General features: G+C 54.0%; 16 protein-coding genes. 10 read left to right on the top strand and 6 right to left on the bottom strand.

All coding sequences use genetic code 11. The features are described 5' to 3' along the window. Positions 1-237: 237 nt before the first annotated feature. The 4 genes from PW844_RS02685 to PW844_RS02670 are packed head-to-tail and all read left to right on the top strand — an operon-like array spanning position 238 to position 5,161. Entirely contained in the window at positions 238-1,254 is a 1,017-nt protein-coding gene (locus PW844_RS02685) for an efflux RND transporter periplasmic adaptor subunit (protein ID WP_299446870.1), read from the top strand. A 36-nt stretch (positions 1,255-1,290) separates the two neighbouring features. Further along, on the top strand, positions 1,291-4,401 hold the full coding sequence (locus PW844_RS02680) for an efflux RND transporter permease subunit (RefSeq protein WP_299446867.1): 3,111 nt from the start codon (positions 1,291-1,293) through the stop codon (positions 4,399-4,401). A gap of 60 nt (positions 4,402-4,461) precedes the next feature. Next, entirely contained in the window at positions 4,462-4,806 is a 345-nt protein-coding gene (locus PW844_RS02675) for a helix-turn-helix domain-containing protein (protein WP_299446864.1), read from the top strand. Further along, positions 4,778-5,161 carry a hypothetical protein gene (locus PW844_RS02670; RefSeq protein ID WP_299446862.1) on the top strand — a complete coding sequence of 128 codons (384 nt, stop codon included), beginning with the start codon at positions 4,778-4,780 and terminating at the stop codon, positions 5,159-5,161. The genes PW844_RS02675 and PW844_RS02670 overlap by 29 nt, the downstream gene beginning before the upstream one ends. A 92-nt stretch (positions 5,162-5,253) precedes the next feature. Here PW844_RS02670 and PW844_RS02665 read toward each other — a convergent pair whose 3' ends face one another. Next, positions 5,254-6,114 carry a LysR family transcriptional regulator gene (locus PW844_RS02665; RefSeq protein ID WP_299446859.1) on the bottom strand — a complete coding sequence of 287 codons (861 nt, stop codon included), beginning with the start codon at positions 6,112-6,114 and terminating at the stop codon, positions 5,254-5,256. Positions 6,115-6,205: 91 nt separating this feature from the next. On the opposite strand from PW844_RS02665, the gene PW844_RS02660 reads away from it, so the two are divergent. The 3 genes from PW844_RS02660 (at position 6,206) to PW844_RS02650 (ending at position 9,254) form a co-directional block, all read left to right on the top strand. Next, positions 6,206-6,619 carry a VOC family protein gene (locus tag PW844_RS02660; RefSeq protein WP_299446856.1) on the top strand — a complete coding sequence of 138 codons (414 nt, stop codon included), beginning with the start codon at positions 6,206-6,208 and terminating at the stop codon, positions 6,617-6,619. Between the two features lie 137 nt (positions 6,620-6,756). Next, the gene (locus PW844_RS02655; protein WP_299446853.1) at positions 6,757-7,974 is read left to right on the top strand and encodes a pyridoxal phosphate-dependent aminotransferase; all 1,218 of its coding nucleotides are present in this window, start codon (positions 6,757-6,759) and stop codon (positions 7,972-7,974) included. After that, positions 7,971-9,254 (top strand): Zn-dependent hydrolase, encoded by a 1,284-nt coding sequence (locus PW844_RS02650; protein ID WP_299446850.1) that lies wholly within the window; start codon positions 7,971-7,973, stop codon positions 9,252-9,254. The genes PW844_RS02655 and PW844_RS02650 overlap by 4 nt, the downstream gene beginning before the upstream one ends. On the opposite strand, the gene PW844_RS02645 is transcribed toward PW844_RS02650, so the two are convergent. The 4 genes from PW844_RS02645 to PW844_RS02630 all read right to left on the bottom strand — a co-directional run bounded on the left by PW844_RS02645 (position 9,245) and on the right by PW844_RS02630 (position 12,354). Then, entirely contained in the window at positions 9,245-9,916 is a 672-nt protein-coding gene (locus PW844_RS02645; RefSeq protein WP_084879076.1) for a GntR family transcriptional regulator, read from the bottom strand. The genes PW844_RS02650 and PW844_RS02645 overlap by 10 nt on opposite strands. Before the next feature lie 136 nt (positions 9,917-10,052). Beyond that, positions 10,053-10,850 carry a transporter substrate-binding domain-containing protein gene (locus PW844_RS02640; RefSeq protein WP_084879075.1) on the bottom strand — a complete coding sequence of 266 codons (798 nt, stop codon included), beginning with the start codon at positions 10,848-10,850 and terminating at the stop codon, positions 10,053-10,055. Between the two features lie 47 nt (positions 10,851-10,897). Beyond that, positions 10,898-11,554, bottom strand: coding sequence for an amino acid ABC transporter permease (locus PW844_RS02635; RefSeq protein ID WP_299446841.1), 657 nt, complete (start codon positions 11,552-11,554; stop codon positions 10,898-10,900). Further along, a complete protein-coding gene (locus tag PW844_RS02630) occupies positions 11,551-12,354 on the bottom strand; it encodes an amino acid ABC transporter ATP-binding protein (RefSeq protein ID WP_299446838.1) in 804 nt (267 codons plus the stop codon). Before PW844_RS02630 ends, PW844_RS02635 begins: the two co-directional genes overlap by 4 nt. Before the next feature lie 109 nt (positions 12,355-12,463). On the opposite strand from PW844_RS02630, the gene PW844_RS02625 reads away from it, so the two are divergent. Beyond that, positions 12,464-13,429, top strand: coding sequence for a hydroxyacid dehydrogenase (locus PW844_RS02625; protein ID WP_299446835.1), 966 nt, complete (start codon positions 12,464-12,466; stop codon positions 13,427-13,429). An 11-nt stretch (positions 13,430-13,440) separates the two neighbouring features. Here PW844_RS02625 and PW844_RS02620 read toward each other — a convergent pair whose 3' ends face one another. Continuing rightward, positions 13,441-14,220, bottom strand: coding sequence for a LamB/YcsF family protein (locus PW844_RS02620; protein WP_299446832.1), 780 nt, complete (start codon positions 14,218-14,220; stop codon positions 13,441-13,443). 145 nt (positions 14,221-14,365) lie between these two features. Between PW844_RS02620 and pxpB the strand changes: the two genes are divergently transcribed. Together pxpB and PW844_RS02610 are read left to right on the top strand one after the other, a co-directional pair. Continuing rightward, the gene (gene pxpB / locus PW844_RS02615; RefSeq protein WP_299446829.1) at positions 14,366-15,103 is read left to right on the top strand and encodes a 5-oxoprolinase subunit PxpB; all 738 of its coding nucleotides are present in this window, start codon (positions 14,366-14,368) and stop codon (positions 15,101-15,103) included. Then, positions 15,096-16,037: biotin-dependent carboxyltransferase family protein (locus PW844_RS02610; RefSeq protein WP_299446827.1), on the top strand; the 942-nt coding region annotated here is incomplete at its 3' end. The genes pxpB and PW844_RS02610, both read left to right, overlap by 8 nt.

The raw sequence follows: 16,037 nt of genomic DNA, 5'->3' as shown, positions 1-16,037 counted from the left end.
ATCAGGCCGTCGCTGTTAAGAATAATATTTTTATTTTTCATCTCCACACAATCTACATAATACCTGCACCCTTCCTCAATAAACACTGTGTACCCTCCCCGTTTTGCGCTATCACATTACTCACCGGGTTGAAACTTTATGAAGACAAAGGGACTGGCATTAATCGTTGCAGCCGTCATTTTAACGACAGCGGGCTGCAAACAGGAAGAAACCGCGTCAGGCACCCCGCCGCAACCTGTGCAGGTTGCCGTCACCACGCTCCAGCCCGCAGAGGTTTCGCTGGTGCGCACCTGGCCTGGTCGTATCAGCGCCATTAAAACCGCGCAGATCAGACCGCAGGTGGGAGGGATTGTGGTATCCCGCCTGTTTTCTCAGGGTTCAGACGTCAAAACCGGGCAGCCACTTTTTCAAATCGATCCCGCACCTTTTGAAACGGATGTTCAAATGGCTAATGCAGCGCTGGTTAAGGCCGAAGCCACTTACCGGCAACTTAGGTCGCGGGCAGAACGGCTGAAACTGTTGCAAAAAACAGGCGCAGTGAGCCATCAGGATTATGATGATGCCAGCGCCAATAGTGCCGGTGCCGCAGCAGACGTCGCGCAGGCACGAGCCACGCTCGAACGGAGAAAACTGGAATTAGCTTATTCAACGGTGCGGGCGCCGATTGATGGTCGTATCGATCAGGAATTTGTAACCGAGGGAGCGTTAGTCAGCGCCTCCGATACCCAGGCCATGGCCACCATCCAGCAAACGCGAAGCGTATATATCGATGCCCGTCTTCCTGCCGCTGAATTACGAGGTTTACTGACGCATAACCAACGCGAATCACAAGTTTCGGTATCGCTGTTGGATGAGAATAATCATCCTTACAACGTCAGGCCGCGATTACTTTTCTCAGGCATCAACGTGAATAACGAAACGGGTGATGTGGTGTTACGCGCAGAAGCTGAAAACCCGCAGGGGGAGCTGATGCCCGGTATGTTTGTACGCGTCAAAATTAGCCGCTTGCTGGAAAATAATGGCATCGCTATTCCGGAAAAAGCTATTCAGCATGCGCAGGACAATACCTATGTCTGGCTTGAAACAGCCGAAAATAAAGCCGAGAGAAAGCAGATAGAAATTGGTGATCAGTTCAACGATAAAAGAATTGTATTAAATGGCTTAAAGGCTGGAGATAAATTGATCATCGAAGGAAAGGAGAAATTACAGGATGGTATCCCAGTGGAATCTTTGAGCGATAAAAACGGCGTTTGATGCCAGATTTTATTTAGTTATTATACAGGAATTCTGATGCCACAGTTTTTTATAAACCGCCCGGTATTTGCGTGGGTCATTGCGCTGTTTATTGTGTTATTTGGTCTTATCACCATACCTCAATTGCCCATTGCACAGTATCCCTCGGTTGCACCACCGAGTGTATCAATAACGGTGAATTACCCTGGGGCTACACCTCAGACGATGAATGAATCGGTTATCTCGCTTATTGAGCGAGAATTATCAGGTGTTGATGACCTGCTTTATTTCGAGTCATCAAGCGATACGTCAGGGATGGCGACCATCACCGTCACTTTCAAGCCAGGTACAAACATCAAACTGGCGCAGGTCGATGTCCAGAACCAAATTAAAACCGTTGAATCACGTTTACCGCAGACTGTCAGACAAAATGGCCTGACGGTTGAAGCGGCATCATCTAACTTTTTGATGATGGTCGGGCTGACATCACCGGGTGGAAACTTCTCGGAGGCTGACCTCAGTGATTACTTCGCGCGTAACGTGACCGAAGAATTACGCCGCGTTGCGGGTGTCGGCAAGGTGCAGGCGTTTGGTGCTGAGAAAGCCATGCGCATATGGGTTGATCCGGCAAAACTCATTGCCTATCGTCTGACCATTAGTGACATCAGCGCCGCCATCAGCCAGCAAAACGTGCAAATAGCGCCAGGCCGGATTGGTGATGCTCCCACCATCCGTGGACAGCAAACCGGTTACCCGCTTACCGTACGCGGTCAGCTTGGCACACCTGACGAATTTCGCCATATCGTACTCAAAGCTAATGTTGACGGTTCGACTGTCACGCTGGGTGATGTCGCCAGGGTAGACCTCGGCTTACAGACCTATTCTTTTGCGGTACGTGAGGATGGTCAGTCTTCGACGGCGGTGGCGATCCAGCTGTCACCAGGTGCTAATGCGATACAAACATCCCAGGCCGTGCAGGACCGTCTGACTGAAATGGCGAAAGCCTTGCCTGACGGGATGAAATTCACCGTTCCGTTTGATACCTCGCCCTTCGTTAAAATTTCCATCGAGAAAGTCATCCATTCCTTTATCGAGGCAATGGCGCTGGTGTTTATCGTCATGTTCCTGTTCTTACAGAACATCCGATATACCTTTATTCCTGCTATCGTGGCCCCCGTCGCGCTGCTGGGCACCTTCACCGTGATGATGTTATGCGGCTTCTCGATAAACGTACTGACGATGTTCGGTATGGTATTGGCGATAGGGATCATTGTTGATGACGCTATCGTCGTGGTCGAAAACGTAGAACGCCTGATGTCTGAAGAGGGTCTTTCACCCCGGCAGGCTACGGAAAAAGCAATGCGTGAGATTACCGGTGCGGTGGTCGGGATCACGCTGGTATTAACTGCGGTATTTATTCCCATGGGATTAGCCAGCGGGTCGGTCGGTATTATCTATCGCCAGTTCACCCTTTCGATGGCCGTCTCCATTCTTTTCTCCGCATTTTTAGCATTGAGCCTTACCCCGGCACTGTGCGCTACCTTGTTAAAACCGGTGACGCAGGAATCTCATCAAAAAGGGCGTTTCTTCAGCTGGTTTAACCGTAGCTTTGATCGCATGTCAGACCGCTTCGAATCCCGCTTAACCCGTCTGCTGAAAAGAACCGGCAGGATGATGCTGATTTACGGTGCGCTCTGTGGCGTGTTGTTTTATGCCTTCACCAGACTTCCCTCGTCCTTTCTGCCTTCGGAAGACCAGGGATATTTCATGACGTCGATCCAGCTGCCTTCTGATGCCACATTAGAAAGAACCGGAAAGGTGGTGAAGAAGCTGGAAAATGCTGTCGCTGAGCGTCCGGGTATTCAACGTAACCTGTCAGTACTTGGATTCAGCTTTTCTGGTTCTGGTGCTAACTCGGCGCTGGCGTTTACCACCCTCAAAGACTGGGGAGAAAGAGACGGTGCAACCGCACAGGGAGAGGCAGACCATTTACAGGCAGTGATGTCCGCTGTACCGGATGCAACGGTAATGAGTCTCCTGCCGCCTCCGATCGCGGAATTAGGCAATTCCACCGGCTTTACTCTGCGTCTTGAAGACCGCAGTGGCCATGGATATCAGGCGCTATCTGAGGCCGTCAACCAGCTGTTAATCAAGGCAGCACAAAGTAAAGTCGTGACTGACGTGTATGTCGATGGCCTGCCTGATGGGACAAGCATCGATCTCAGTATTGATCGCCAGAAAGCGGAAACGCTGGGTATAGCATTCAGTGATATCAGCCAGACACTATCCGGTGCGATGGGGTCATCCTACATTAACGATTTCCCCAATCAGGGGCGTATCCAGCAGGTGATTATTCAGGCTGATGCTCCTTATCGCATGCAGCTGAAAGATGTGCTGTCACTGTACGTGCGTAATAAGTCCGGCGGCATGGTTCCGTTGTCGGAAGTGGTGCGTGGCGAGTGGAAAACGTCCCCCTTACAGATGGTCCGTTATCAGGGCTATCCCGCCTTTCGTATCGCCGGGAATGCCGGGCCGGGATATTCAACCGGTGCCGCGATGGCTGAAATGGAAAATATTGCGGCTGAGCTACCCGCTGGATTTGCTGTTGAATGGACCGGTCAATCGCTGCAGGAACAACAATCCGCCTCTCAGGCTCCTATGCTGATGTTGCTTTCCATGCTTGTGGTATTTCTGGTACTGGCCGCGCTTTATGAAAGCTGGGCTATTCCGTTATCAGTCATGCTTGTCGTGCCACTTGGATTACTCGGCGCGGTTATTGCGGTGGTTATTCGTGATATGCCGAATGATGTTTTCTTTAAAGTCGGGATGATCACTATCATTGGTCTTTCAGCTAAAAACGCCATCCTTATTATTGAATTTGCCAAACAGATTTATGAGGAAGAAGGCAACCTGATTAAATCAACGATTCGCGCGGCTAAAATGCGTTTGCGTCCGATTTTAATGACGTCATTAGCCTTCACATTAGGTGTTGTGCCTTTAATGCTGGCTGTCGGAGCGAGCGCCACCACGCAACATGCAATAGGGACCGGGGTATTTGGCGGCATGATCAGCGGTACATTGCTGGCTGTTTTCTTTGTTCCGGCCTTTTTTATCTTCGTCATGACCTGGGTTAACAAAATATCCAGCGCCATCACGAAAAAGCCCTGAATCGCTGGTCTTTTTAACAGCGCGCCCCCACGGCGCGCTGCAATGAACTGGAGGAATCACATGGTCATTCATAAAGATACAGTGAATGAGTTGATGGTCTGGATTGACCGTAATATCCATCTCCCGCTGGTCATTTCTGCCGTTGCCACCAAGGCAGGCTATTCAAAATGGCACCTGCAACGACTCTTTAAAAGAGAAACGCAACAAACGCTGGGAGAATATATTCGTAAAAGGAGAGTCATTCTGGCCGCATCCGAACTCGCGTCCTCTCATGGATCGATTCTTGAGATTGCACTTAAATATGGTTTTGATAGCCAGCAATCGTTTACCCGGTCTTTTACGAAATATTTTCAGGAACCACCGGCAAGGTGGAGGCGTGAACACTATTCACCTGAACTTTGTTAATCCACCAAATAATAACGTCAGCGAGGAAAGCATGAAAAGGCAACCTAAGCCAAAAGCCATTATTAAGACTTCACTATGGGGAATATGCAGTTTACTTGCCTGGACAACCCATGCAGCTGTTACAAACAACACCAACAACTTAGCCACCCGATTGCAGAATAACTCACTGGCGGTGAAAAATTCGATAATCTCCAATGTGAATACTCAGCAAAATAACAACGCAAGAAGGTTACAGATACAAATGCGCATCAATAGCCTGAGAAATGAAATTGGCGCAGCCAGAGACCGGTCATCGCGCAGTAGCAAAGAAAATCAACTTAGACAATTGCAGCAACAACTGATGAATATTAAATAGTCTGTAAAATGGGTATCGGGATGCGATGCCCTGCAATGTGGCATGCACCCTTTGCAGGCACCCGATGCGCAACCATCGGGCGTGATGAACGATCATTGGGCGGAACTTAAGGCAGAAATGAGCAGATTAAGGAGTTGCTCGTTTATCGACTCCGGACGCACCAGCAGAATAATTTTGCGATCGTAACCGCCGCCCACCGAGGTCTGCACCAGGTGCTGCGAAATCGCGGCGAGGCCCGGCCAGCGGGGCAGCAGGCTCACTCCCATCTTTTCTTTTACCAGCAGAGAAATTGCTTCGATGCCATCCAGCTCCAGCAACAGGCGGGGATGCAGGTCGTGGTCATTCAGATACTGCTGCGCCAGCCGCCCCCCCCAGGAGTTAGGGTCATAACTGATATAAGGCAGCGTGCTGAGGGCGTGGGCAACATCCTGCTCCAGCGGTGCGCTGGACAGCAGCATCAGTTCTTCGTGATGCAGCGGTTGCCAGCGGTAGCGTTTCGGGATTTCAAACGGCGGCTGGACCATAATCGCCGCATCGATAGCCTCACGAGCCAGCGCATCGTACAGCGTAGTGGACGTGCCGGGAATGATCTGCAGCCTGACATCCGGTGCCTGCCGATGCAGCGTCAGCAAGGCGCTGGGCAGAATCCCGGTCAGCGCCGTTGAGATGGCACCAATCTTCAGCGTCCCGCTCAGTGCATTGGCATGAGCATCGCTACTCAGTAGTTCCACTTCGCGCACGATGCGCCGGGCGCGGGTCAGCATCGCCATCGCGGCATCGGTAGGTCTGGCGGTGTGCCCTACCCGGTTAAGCAACGGTGTGTCCAGTTCCCGCTCCAGTACCTGAATACGCTGACTCACCGCTGCGGCGGTAATCCCCTGACGACGGGCCGCTTCGGCGATGGAACCGCATTCAATGGCGGCAATCAGGCTGGCAAGGTATTTACTGTCCAAAGCTATTCCTTACGATTGAATGCATAAAAACATGCTAACGCTTTTGTACGTGATTTGAGATTCTGCCTCAATCTTTAAATGGAGACAGAACATGAAATCTGCATTTCACCTTGCCTATCACGTCACCGATCTTGATGAAAGCCGCCGTTTTTACGGTGAGTTACTGGGTTGCACCGAGGGACGCAGCACTGACACCTGGGTCGACTTCGACTTTTTTGGTCACCAAATTTCCCTGCATCTCGGTGAACCCTTCGCGGTTACCAACACCGGTAAGGTGGGCGATCACATGGTGCCGATGCCCCATCTGGGGCTGGTGCTGGAGATGACGGAATGGGAACCGCTGGCCGCCCGACTGCAACAGGCTGGCGTAGAATTCATCCTGCCACCACAAAAACGCTTCGTCGGTGAACCGGGTGAGCAGGCGATCATATTTATGCAGGATCCGTCAGGCAACCCGATTGAAATCAAAGGATTTTCTGACTGGGACCGTGTGTTTGCTAAATAATCGGGTGGAACTTAGTACGCCTGCCGTTGCACACGCATCATCCTGAATTACATTGGCATTATTATTGCATTTCTTTGGTATGCCAAAGAAATTGCGCCGTCGCGCGCAGATATGATCACATTACGTAAGGGTTAAGGATGTCTCAGCAAAATATCGACAGCCGACTGGCGAAACGCGTCTCGCGCATTGGGCTGTCAATGACGGTAAAAATCGCGCAGCGCGCCCGCGAATTGCAGGCGCAGGGTAAGAAAATTATCAATATGGGTGCCGGTGAGCTGGATTTTGATACACCGGAATACATCAAGCTGGGGGCAATTAAGGGCATCCTTGAGGGTCAGACCCGTTATACCAACGTCGGGGGCACCACCGCACTCACTCAGGCGATTCAGCAAAAATTCCAGCGCGAAAACCAGCTCTCCTATGAACTGAGCGAAATCGTTGCTGGCACCGGTGCCAAGCAACTGCTGTTCAACGCCTTGCAGGCAACCGTCGATGAGAGCGACGAAGTGATCATCCCGGCCCCCTACTGGGTATCCTACCCGGATATGGTCAGGCTGGCCGACGGCACGCCGGTTACTGTCACCACCACGGTTGATAGCGGGTACAAAATTACCCCGGACCAGCTCCGCGCAGCCCTCACAGCGCAAACCAAATGGCTGCTGATTAACTCGCCAGGTAATCCGACCGGGGCGATTTACTCGCGTGAGGAATTGCAGGCACTGGCTGACGTACTGAAGGACTATCCGCGCGTGCTGGTGCTGTCTGACGATATCTATGAACCGCTCACCTACGATGTGCCGTTTATTTCCTTTGCCACGGCGGCACCGGAGCTGAAAGATCGCACCCTGACGCTAAACGGCGTATCTAAAGGCTACGCGATGACCGGCTGGCGTCTGGGATACGCGGCGGGTCCGGAATGGTTGGTCAAAGCGATGGAGAAGATCCAGGCGCAAAGCACCTCGAACCCGAGTTCCGTTAGCCAGGCTGCCGCCGCCACTGCGCTGATGGGCGATTCCTCGTTTCTGACCGGCTGGCGTGACATCCTGGTCAAACGCCGCGACGAGGCATGTGAGATTCTGGCCGCCTCTTCCCTGCTGCATCTGCAAAAGCCGCAGGGTGCATTTTATCTGTTTGTCGATTGTCAGCCAGCTCTGGGGAAAACCCTGGCCGATGGCAGTGTCCTGGCGGATGACCTCGATATCGCCCGCTTCCTGATCGAGCACGCCAGCGTGGCAGTGGTACCTGGTAGTGCCTTTGGCATGTCGGGTCATTTCAGACTGGCCTTCAGCATCGCCAGTGAAGATGTCACTGCGGCCTGTAAGGCGATCGTCGCCGCGATGGAGACATTGAAATGATGCCTGCTACCCTGCCAGAGCCGGATCTGGTGCTGGCCGAAACGTTGTTTGCCCAGCTGCGTGAAATGGGTTTTGACGGCAAAGGCATCACCCGCGATGCCTACGGCCCCGGCGAGCAGCGCGCTCATGATCTGGTCAGCCAGCTTGCCCGCAAGCTGGGCTTTGAAGTGATGACCGATGCGGCGGTCAACCTTTATATCATCCTGCCCGGCGCGGACCGCCATGCGCCGAAAGTGGTGGTCGGTTCGCACCTCGACTCAGTACCAGCCGGGGGTAACTACGATGGCGCGGCTGGCGTGCTGGCCGGTCTGGCGATTCTGGCGGGCTGGAAAGCCGCAGGCCTTGTGCCACCCTGCGATCTGATGCTGATTGCGATTCGCGCTGAGGAAAGCGCATGGTTTCCTATCTCCTATCTGGGAAGCAAGACGGTGCTGGGACAACTGACCCGTGCCGATCTGGCGATCCTGCGCCGGGACAACCAAATCTCCATCGCGCAGCACATGATCAACTGTGGCGGCAATCCCGATAAGGTGGTGGAGGAGCCACCGCTGTTTGAGCCAGCACAGTTGCGAGCTTTCCTGGAAATCCATATTGAACAGGGGCCGGTCCTGGAAAGCGCGGAGATCCCGGTCGGGATCGTCAGCGGCATTTGCGGCAGCTTGCGCTACCGTTTTGCCCGGGCATACGGACAATACGCACATTCCGGTGCCTGCCCTTCGTGGTGCCGTCAGGATGCCGTCATCGCCGCCGCAGAGCTGGTGAGCGAGATGCACCGTTACTGGCATGAGCTGGAGAAAGCCGGACACGAACTTACCGTCACCTTTGGCCGCTTCTTTACCGATGCCGTCGATGCCGATATGAGTAAGGTCAGCGGGCTGGTTGATTTCTCAATTGATTTTCGCTCGCGTAATGCGCAGACGCTGCAAACCATCGATGCGCATCTGCAACAGACGGCCGCAGCAATTTCGCAGCGTCACGGTGTGCGGTTTGATTTCGGTGAGCAGAGTCGCAGTACCCCAGCCCTGATGGATCCGGGGCTGGTAGTGGCGTTGCAGAATGCGGCAGATGATCTGGCGATCAACACGCAAGTGATGCCGAGCGGTGCGGGCCACGATTGTGCGCAGTTCGTGAACTGCGGTGTACCCGGCGCGATGTTGTTTGTCCGTAACCAGAACGGCAGCCACAATCCTGATGAGGCAATGGAGTTCTCAGATTTTGCGCTTGCCGTCCGGGTACTGAATCAAACTCTGTTCACGATGATGTTCAGGGATCAGAACTGACTCAGACGTTTGATAATGCCCTGACGGACGTTATCGATATGCGCGGCAACCAAACTTTGTGCCAGATCTGGCTGGTTGTCGCGCAGTGCCTGAATAATTTGCAGGTGCTCGCGATGGCCAGCTTCAAAGCGTTCCGGCACTTCGCTTAAATTAAACATATGCGTTTTCAGGCGCAGAGTTTTGATGTAATCAGCCATGGTTTTGTTACCGCTGTAAAAAGCGATAGTCTCATGAATGCGCGAATCCGCAGCCCAGTCCTCTTCCGTATCCGGCACTTTCTTGATCAGCAGCCCTTCGACCAGCGTCTGAATCGCGTCCAGCTCGCTCAGCGGAATTTTACCTGTCGCCAGACGTGTCGCCTCGGCCTCCAGCACACGCCGGATATGCAGGGTTTCAATTAATTCCTGAATCGAAAACTCTTTAACGACCGGCGTTCTGCCGCCGTTACGTGCGATAAACCCTTCATTTTCCAGCCGGTTCAGCGCATTACGCACCGGTGTGCGGGAGATATCCAGCATCTCTGCCAGACGTCGTTCCTGCAACACGGTGTTGACCGCAAATTCACGGCTGATGATTTTATTCAGGATGGTTTCATAGGCTTTCTGGCTTAAATTCTGCTCGCCGTCATCCGCCTCTTTTAATAACTGGTCAGCCAGCGCCATGATTGATCACCCGCATAATATTCCCTTCCCCGCCATTGTCGTGGCCGCTCGATTACCGTTAACGGCGATGATATGAGTTTTTATCTTCACAGAGAAGCCCTGGCGCATTCCGGATGCGCTCAGGGCCGGTCGAGGATTATTGCGGCAGTGTCAGTACCGGATTCTTCGGGGCAGGATCGAGACCGACAATCGCTGTCGTCAGGCGGGCAAAGGTCCCGTCACTTTTCATATCAGCCAGTGCTTTGTTCACCGCCGCCACCAGGTTGGGTTTGCCTTTGGCGAAAGTGAAGCCTTTCTGCACCTGGCTCAGGTAGCCGGGCACCTGCACGAACGGCAGGTGGTTATGCTCGATCAGGTAGGCGTTGCCGATGGAATCGTTAATCACGCCGTCGAGATTACCATTGATCATATCCTGCACCGCAGAGGTGATGTCGCTGTAGTTTTTCAGCTGAGCACCGTGTTCCTCGGCCAGGCGGGCATAGGTGGATGACACCTGCGCGCCGATTTTCTTACCTTTAAGATCGTCCGGCGTTTTGATGCTGGTGTCTTTCGGAGCGAGGATTCGCCCGCCGGATTCTATCCATGCATCGGCAAATACCACGGATTTCTGGCGTTCCGGGGTGATATCAATGGCGGCCATGCTCATATCAAACTTGTTGGCCTGTAAGCCGATCAGAATCGAGTCCCACTTGGTGACCACTGGCACCAGTTTCAGGTGCAGACGCTTAGCGACTTCGGTCATCACCGCGATTTCCAGACCAGAGATTTGGCCGCCCGGGCCGCGCATGCTGTATGGCGGTGCCGTGCCCTCGGTGGCAACGCGCAGTTCGCCCGGTGTCAGCAGCTCCAGCTTTTTATCCCCTTCCGCAAAGGCGGCAGTCGAACTCAGCAGTGAAGTGAGCAAAAGACCGCAAATAAATGACTTCAATTTCATGCAAAAACTCCCATTAAGATGATGGTGTGGTAGCAAAACAAGGCAGATTAAACGTATCTCTCCTGGCGACGTTCCAGCCAGCCAGTCAGTCGCGTCAGCAGGGTGGTCATCACCAGGTAAATCACGGATGCTGCGATGTAAAATTCAAAAGGACGGAAGGTGCTGGAGATAATGGTCTGCGCATATAAGGTCACGTCCATCACGGTAATCGTCGAGAGCAGCGAAGTGTTTTTCAGCGCCGAGATGGCCTCATTGGTCAGCGATGGCAGAATGATGCGGAACACCTGCGGCAGAATAATGCGGCGCATCACGTCACTTTTGGACATACCCAGCGCGTAAGAGGTCTCGATCTGGCTTTTCGGAATGGCATTCAGCCCGGTGCGAATGATTTCAGCGACATAAGCGCCACCGTTGAGCGCCAGTGCAATAACACCAGCAAAAAAAGGCGAGAAGCTGAGGCCAAACTGCGGCAGGCCGAAATAGATGATAAACACCTGAATCAGCGCCGGCGTGCCGCGAATAAACCAGATATAAAATTCAGCAATTTTTCTCAGTGCGACGATGTGTGATCGCTTTGCCAGTGCGGCCAGCAAACCAAATACCCAGCTCAGGACAATGGTCAGCACGGTAATACCCAGCACGATAATCGCGGCAGTCAGAAAGCCGCTGCCATAATCCTGAAGATCCTGATAAAGCAGCATCATGCGGCGTTTCCTTTAATGGCTTTAATATCGTCGTGTAAAATGCGGCTGAGGAACTGGCGCAGGCGCGGACTTTCCGGCTCGGCCAGCACTTTTTCCGGGGGACCGTCAACTGCCATCACGCCCTGATCGAAGAACAGCACGCGTGACGAGACTTCCCGCGCAAAGGCGATTTCATGGGTGACCAGCAGCATGGTCATACCCTCTTCGGCCAGCATGGCAATCAGGGCCAGCACCTCACCCACCAGCTCGGGGTCAAGTGCGGACGTTGCTTCATCAAACAGCATCATTTTGGGTTTCATCGCCAGCGCACGCGCAATGGCGACGCGTTGCTGCTGTCCACCGGACAGACGCGCCGGATACTGAAATCTTTTTTCAAACATGCCCACGCGGTTCAGTAACTCCTCGGCAATTTTTACCGCTGCACTGCGCGTCATTTTTTTCACCCGCATCGGCGCCTCAATGACGTTTTCCAGCACCGTCATATGTGGCCACAGGTGATAGTTCTGGAACACCATGCCAATCTGCTGGCGCAGCAATTGCAGTTGCTGCTGGTCGGGCTGGGCGCGGGCGCCATCGCGAAAATCAAACGAAAACTCGCCGAAATCCATAAAGCCGCTCTGCGGCATTTCCATCACGTTCAGACAGCGCAAAAAGGTGCTTTTGCCTGAGCCACTGGCGCCGATGATCGAAACGACCTCGCCCTGATGGACCTCAAGCGCCACGTTCTTCAGCACGTGAAGATCGCCAAAACTCTTGTTCAGCTCGCGGATTTTCAGTAAAGGCTTAATGGCCTCGCTCATACGGGGACTCCTGTGCATTATTCGATACTTAACCAGAATGTTTTTTCTTGGCATTCCAAAGAAATGCAAAGAGAATGCCAATAATGTTAAACACCATCAGGGAAACTCAATGAAACAGATATGCTGGGCACCGCACCCGATAAACTCATCAGGAATCAATTACCTGGAAGAAAATGGCCTGGCCGTTTCCAGCGAAGATTCCCCCGAAGATCCGCAGCAGCGTCAGCAGATCGTGGCGGCCATTTTTCGTAGCGGAAAATTCACGCGCACGATGATGGAGCAATTTCCGCACCTGAGAGTCATTGCGGTGCACGGTGTTGGAACGGATGGCATTGATCTCGACGCCGCCACCGAAAACGGCATCGTGGTACTGAATACGCCAGGCATGAACAGCCGCTCGGTGGCAGAACACGCCCTCGCCCTGCTGTTTGATCTGGCGAAACGCCTGACCGTTTGTGATCGTGCCATCCACCAGCAGCAGTACATGGCGATAAAATACACGGGCGGTTTTCAGGAGATTTATGGCCTGACGCTGGGCATTGTCGGTTATGGCGCTATCGGGCAAATTCTGGCCCGTATGGCCGTGGCGCTGGGCATGAAGGTGCTGGTTCACACCAGCCAGCCAGCGGAGGTGATCGCCCAGGCGGGATGCAGTAAGGCTGATGATTTAACCACTCTGCTGCGTGAAAGTGATTTTGTCTCCCTGCATGCCCCTGCCACCGCCGATACTTATCACCTGATGGATCGCCAGCGTCTGGCGCTGATGAAACGCAGTGCCTGCCTGATCAACACCAGCCGGGGTTCGCTGATCGATGAAAGCGCGCTGGCCGAGGCGCTACACCAGGGCGAGCTGGCGGGTGCGGGTCTGGACGTCTTCGAACAGGAACCACTGGCATCTGATTCTCCGCTGATGAGTGCACCGAATCTTATTCTCACCCCGCATACCGCCGCCTCTTCGGATAGCGCAATGCGCAATATGGCGCTGGCAGCGGCACAGGGGGTGGTGACGGTACTGAATAATCAGCCGCCACATTCGCTGATCAATCCGGTAGTCTGGTCAACGCGGCGTCAGTAATTCGCGGTACTTCAGCCTTTCGCGGCCAGCACCTGCGCCATCGGGGCAAACCGGATGCCCCGTCCTTCCAGCAGGCTGCGAACGGCGCGGGCCATGTCTACCGCGCCGGGCGAGTCGCCGTGTACGCAGAGCGAGTCGATCTCCACCGGAAGGGTGCTGCCGTTTACCGTGGTAATGGCGGATTGATCGATCATGCGCAGGATGCGTTCGCTGGCGAGTTGTGGATCGTGCAGCACCGCGCCGGGTAGCTGGCGCGAAAGCAGATTGCCGTTTGCAGCGTAAGCGCGATCGACATAAATTTCTCTTATGACCCTCAGCCCCTGCTGCACGGCGGCCGCCTCGGTGCACATCCCGGGCATCACCACCATAATCAGATCCTTATCCACCTGATAAATAGCTTCCGCCACCGCCTTCGCCCATTCGCTGTTTTCCGCCGCCATATTGCCGAATGCCCCATGGGTTTTGACGTGTTGCAGGGAAAAGCCCTGACTTTCCGCCAGCGCCTTCAGCGCGCCGATCTGGTAGATCACCATGTTGCGGATCTGCTGTGGCGTGAAGCCGTAGATCGGCCTGCGGCCAAAACCGGCCAGATCGAGGAAGCCAGGGTGGGCACCCACTGCGACGTTTTTTTCCCTTGCATGTTGTAACGTTGTGCACATCACATCCGGGTCACCTGCGTGAAATCCGCAGGCGATATTGGCGGAAGTCACGATCGAGAGCATCTCCTCATCCGCTCCCATCTTCCAGACGCCAAAGCTCTCTCCCATGTCACAGTTCAGGTCAATCAACATCAAAATTCACTCCAGGCTACTGATTATTCATCTGTTTATTCAGGCAATAAGTATTTAATCTGACAGCGTTTATTGACAACATTTCTATGGTATGCCAAAAGTATTCCATGATGCAAATAACGAAAATGTATGTCAGGACGCAAACGTGAATGAAGACGTCATGCCGCTGAGCTGGGCGATTCAGGCCATCGCCGATCAGGCGGTCAATATCGATTTTGGTGAAGTGATTGACGCGCAGGTGAATCAGCGCGTGACGTCGTTAGCGGCAGCCATCAGGCAACAAAACATAGCGGGCGTCACCGGTTGTATTCCGACCTACCGATCGCTAACGGTGACTTATGACTCGGTCGTCATCCGCCAGAGGGAACTGATCCAGGCTGTAGAGCTGCTGCTCAACACGGACGTGCTGCACACGCCGCCGCGTAAGTGCTGGCTGATACCGGCTTGTTACGGCGGTGACTACGGCATCGATCTGGCAAGCTCAGCGACCACCCTGGGCCTGACACCCGCCGAATTGATTGAGATCCACAGTGCCCAGCCCTATCGCATCTATATGATTGGTTTTATGCCGGGTTTTGCTTATCTGGGTGGACTCGATCCGCGTTTACACCTCGCACGACGGACGTCACCGCGCCAGGAAGTGCCCGGCGGCAGCATAAGTATCGGCGGGGTTCAGTCGGCTATCGGCTCCGTCGCTGCGCCCAGCGGCTGGCATTTGCTGGCACGAACGCCGGTAAAAAGTTTCGATCCACAGCGTGAGCAGCCTTTTTTATTTAACGCGGGCGAGGAAGTGCGTTTTATCCCCGTCAGCGAACACGATTATCAGGGACGTTACTCGCCGATCAACACTACCAGCCTGAATGGAGCCTGCTGCCATGAATGATTTCGAGGTGCTATCGCCAGGCGTCATGTCAACCTTGCAGGACAGCGGGCGCGTCGGTTATGAGGATCGTGGCGTGCCACCTTCGGGGGTGATGGATGAATTAAGCTTTGCCCTCGCCAATGCGCTGGTGGGCAACGCCGCCAACACCGGCGCCATCGAATTTACGCTAACCGGGCCGAGGCTAAAGCTGTGCGGTGATGAACCCTGCATCTTCGCCATTACCGGCGATGCGGTAGCGACGTTGAACGATACGCCCTGCCCGACTTATCAGTCCCAGCAAATGCTGCCGGGAGATGTTCTGGTCATACAGCGCCTGCGCTCTGGGGCGCGCGGTTATCTTGCCGTCGCCGGGGGGTTTGCGGTGCAGCCACAACTGGGCAGCGTCGCTACGCTTGTCAGGGCAAAGCTGGGTGGCTTTGACGGACGTCCGATACAGAAAAATGACCGGTTACCGCTGGCGGTCCCGACAAGGCAGGTACGTCCAGGCCTCCGCACCGACCGTATTTTTCCACAGATGGAGAAACGCCCGGTACGGGTGATCTGGGGGCCTCAGGACAGTTATTTTGATGATGCAGCGCGCGCACGTTTTCAGTCCCAGACTTATACGTTATCCCCCCAGTGTGACCGTATGGGGTATCGCCTGCATGGCGAGCCACTTAACCACACCCGGGGTTTCAATATTATTTCCGATGCCATTGCCCATGGCAGCATCCAGATTCCTGGCGACGGCTTGCCGATCGTGGCAATGAACGATCGGCAGACCACCGGCGGATACCCGAAAATCGCCACCGTGATTCGGGCCGATCTGGCGCGCCTGGGCCAGTTGAAGCCGGGCGATGCTGTGCGTTTTGAAGCGGTGTCGGTTGAGAAAGCGGAAGAGATCTGGCGAGGTCGCCAGGCGATTTTAAACGAAAAACGGGCCGCGCTGGATCAG

Source organism: Pantoea sp., from assembly GCF_028283705.1.
Lineage (GTDB): Bacteria > Pseudomonadota > Gammaproteobacteria > Enterobacterales > Enterobacteriaceae > Pantoea.
This window is presented reverse-complemented; position numbering and strand designations above follow the sequence as displayed.

What these genes read in the sequence shown, in the direction of transcription:
- PW844_RS02680 (WP_299446867.1), top strand. Translation starts at nt 1,291, where the DNA reads ATGCCACAGTTTTTTATAAACCGCCCGGTATTTGCGTGGGTCATTGCG.
- PW844_RS02675 (WP_299446864.1), top strand. Translation starts at nt 4,462, where the DNA reads ATGGTCATTCATAAAGATACAGTGAATGAGTTGATGGTCTGGATTGAC.
- PW844_RS02660 (WP_299446856.1), top strand. Translation starts at nt 6,206, where the DNA reads ATGAAATCTGCATTTCACCTTGCCTATCACGTCACCGATCTTGATGAA.
- PW844_RS02655 (WP_299446853.1), top strand. Translation starts at nt 6,757, where the DNA reads ATGTCTCAGCAAAATATCGACAGCCGACTGGCGAAACGCGTCTCGCGC.
- PW844_RS02650 (WP_299446850.1), top strand. Translation starts at nt 7,971, where the DNA reads ATGATGCCTGCTACCCTGCCAGAGCCGGATCTGGTGCTGGCCGAAACG.
- PW844_RS02645 (WP_084879076.1), bottom strand. Translation starts at nt 9,916, where the DNA reads ATGGCGCTGGCTGACCAGTTATTAAAAGAGGCGGATGACGGCGAGCAG.
- PW844_RS02640 (WP_084879075.1), bottom strand. Translation starts at nt 10,850, where the DNA reads ATGAAATTGAAGTCATTTATTTGCGGTCTTTTGCTCACTTCACTGCTG.
- PW844_RS02635 (WP_299446841.1), bottom strand. Translation starts at nt 11,554, where the DNA reads ATGATGCTGCTTTATCAGGATCTTCAGGATTATGGCAGCGGCTTTCTG.
- PW844_RS02630 (WP_299446838.1), bottom strand. Translation starts at nt 12,354, where the DNA reads ATGAGCGAGGCCATTAAGCCTTTACTGAAAATCCGCGAGCTGAACAAG.
- PW844_RS02625 (WP_299446835.1), top strand. Translation starts at nt 12,464, where the DNA reads ATGAAACAGATATGCTGGGCACCGCACCCGATAAACTCATCAGGAATC.
- PW844_RS02620 (WP_299446832.1), bottom strand. Translation starts at nt 14,220, where the DNA reads ATGTTGATTGACCTGAACTGTGACATGGGAGAGAGCTTTGGCGTCTGG.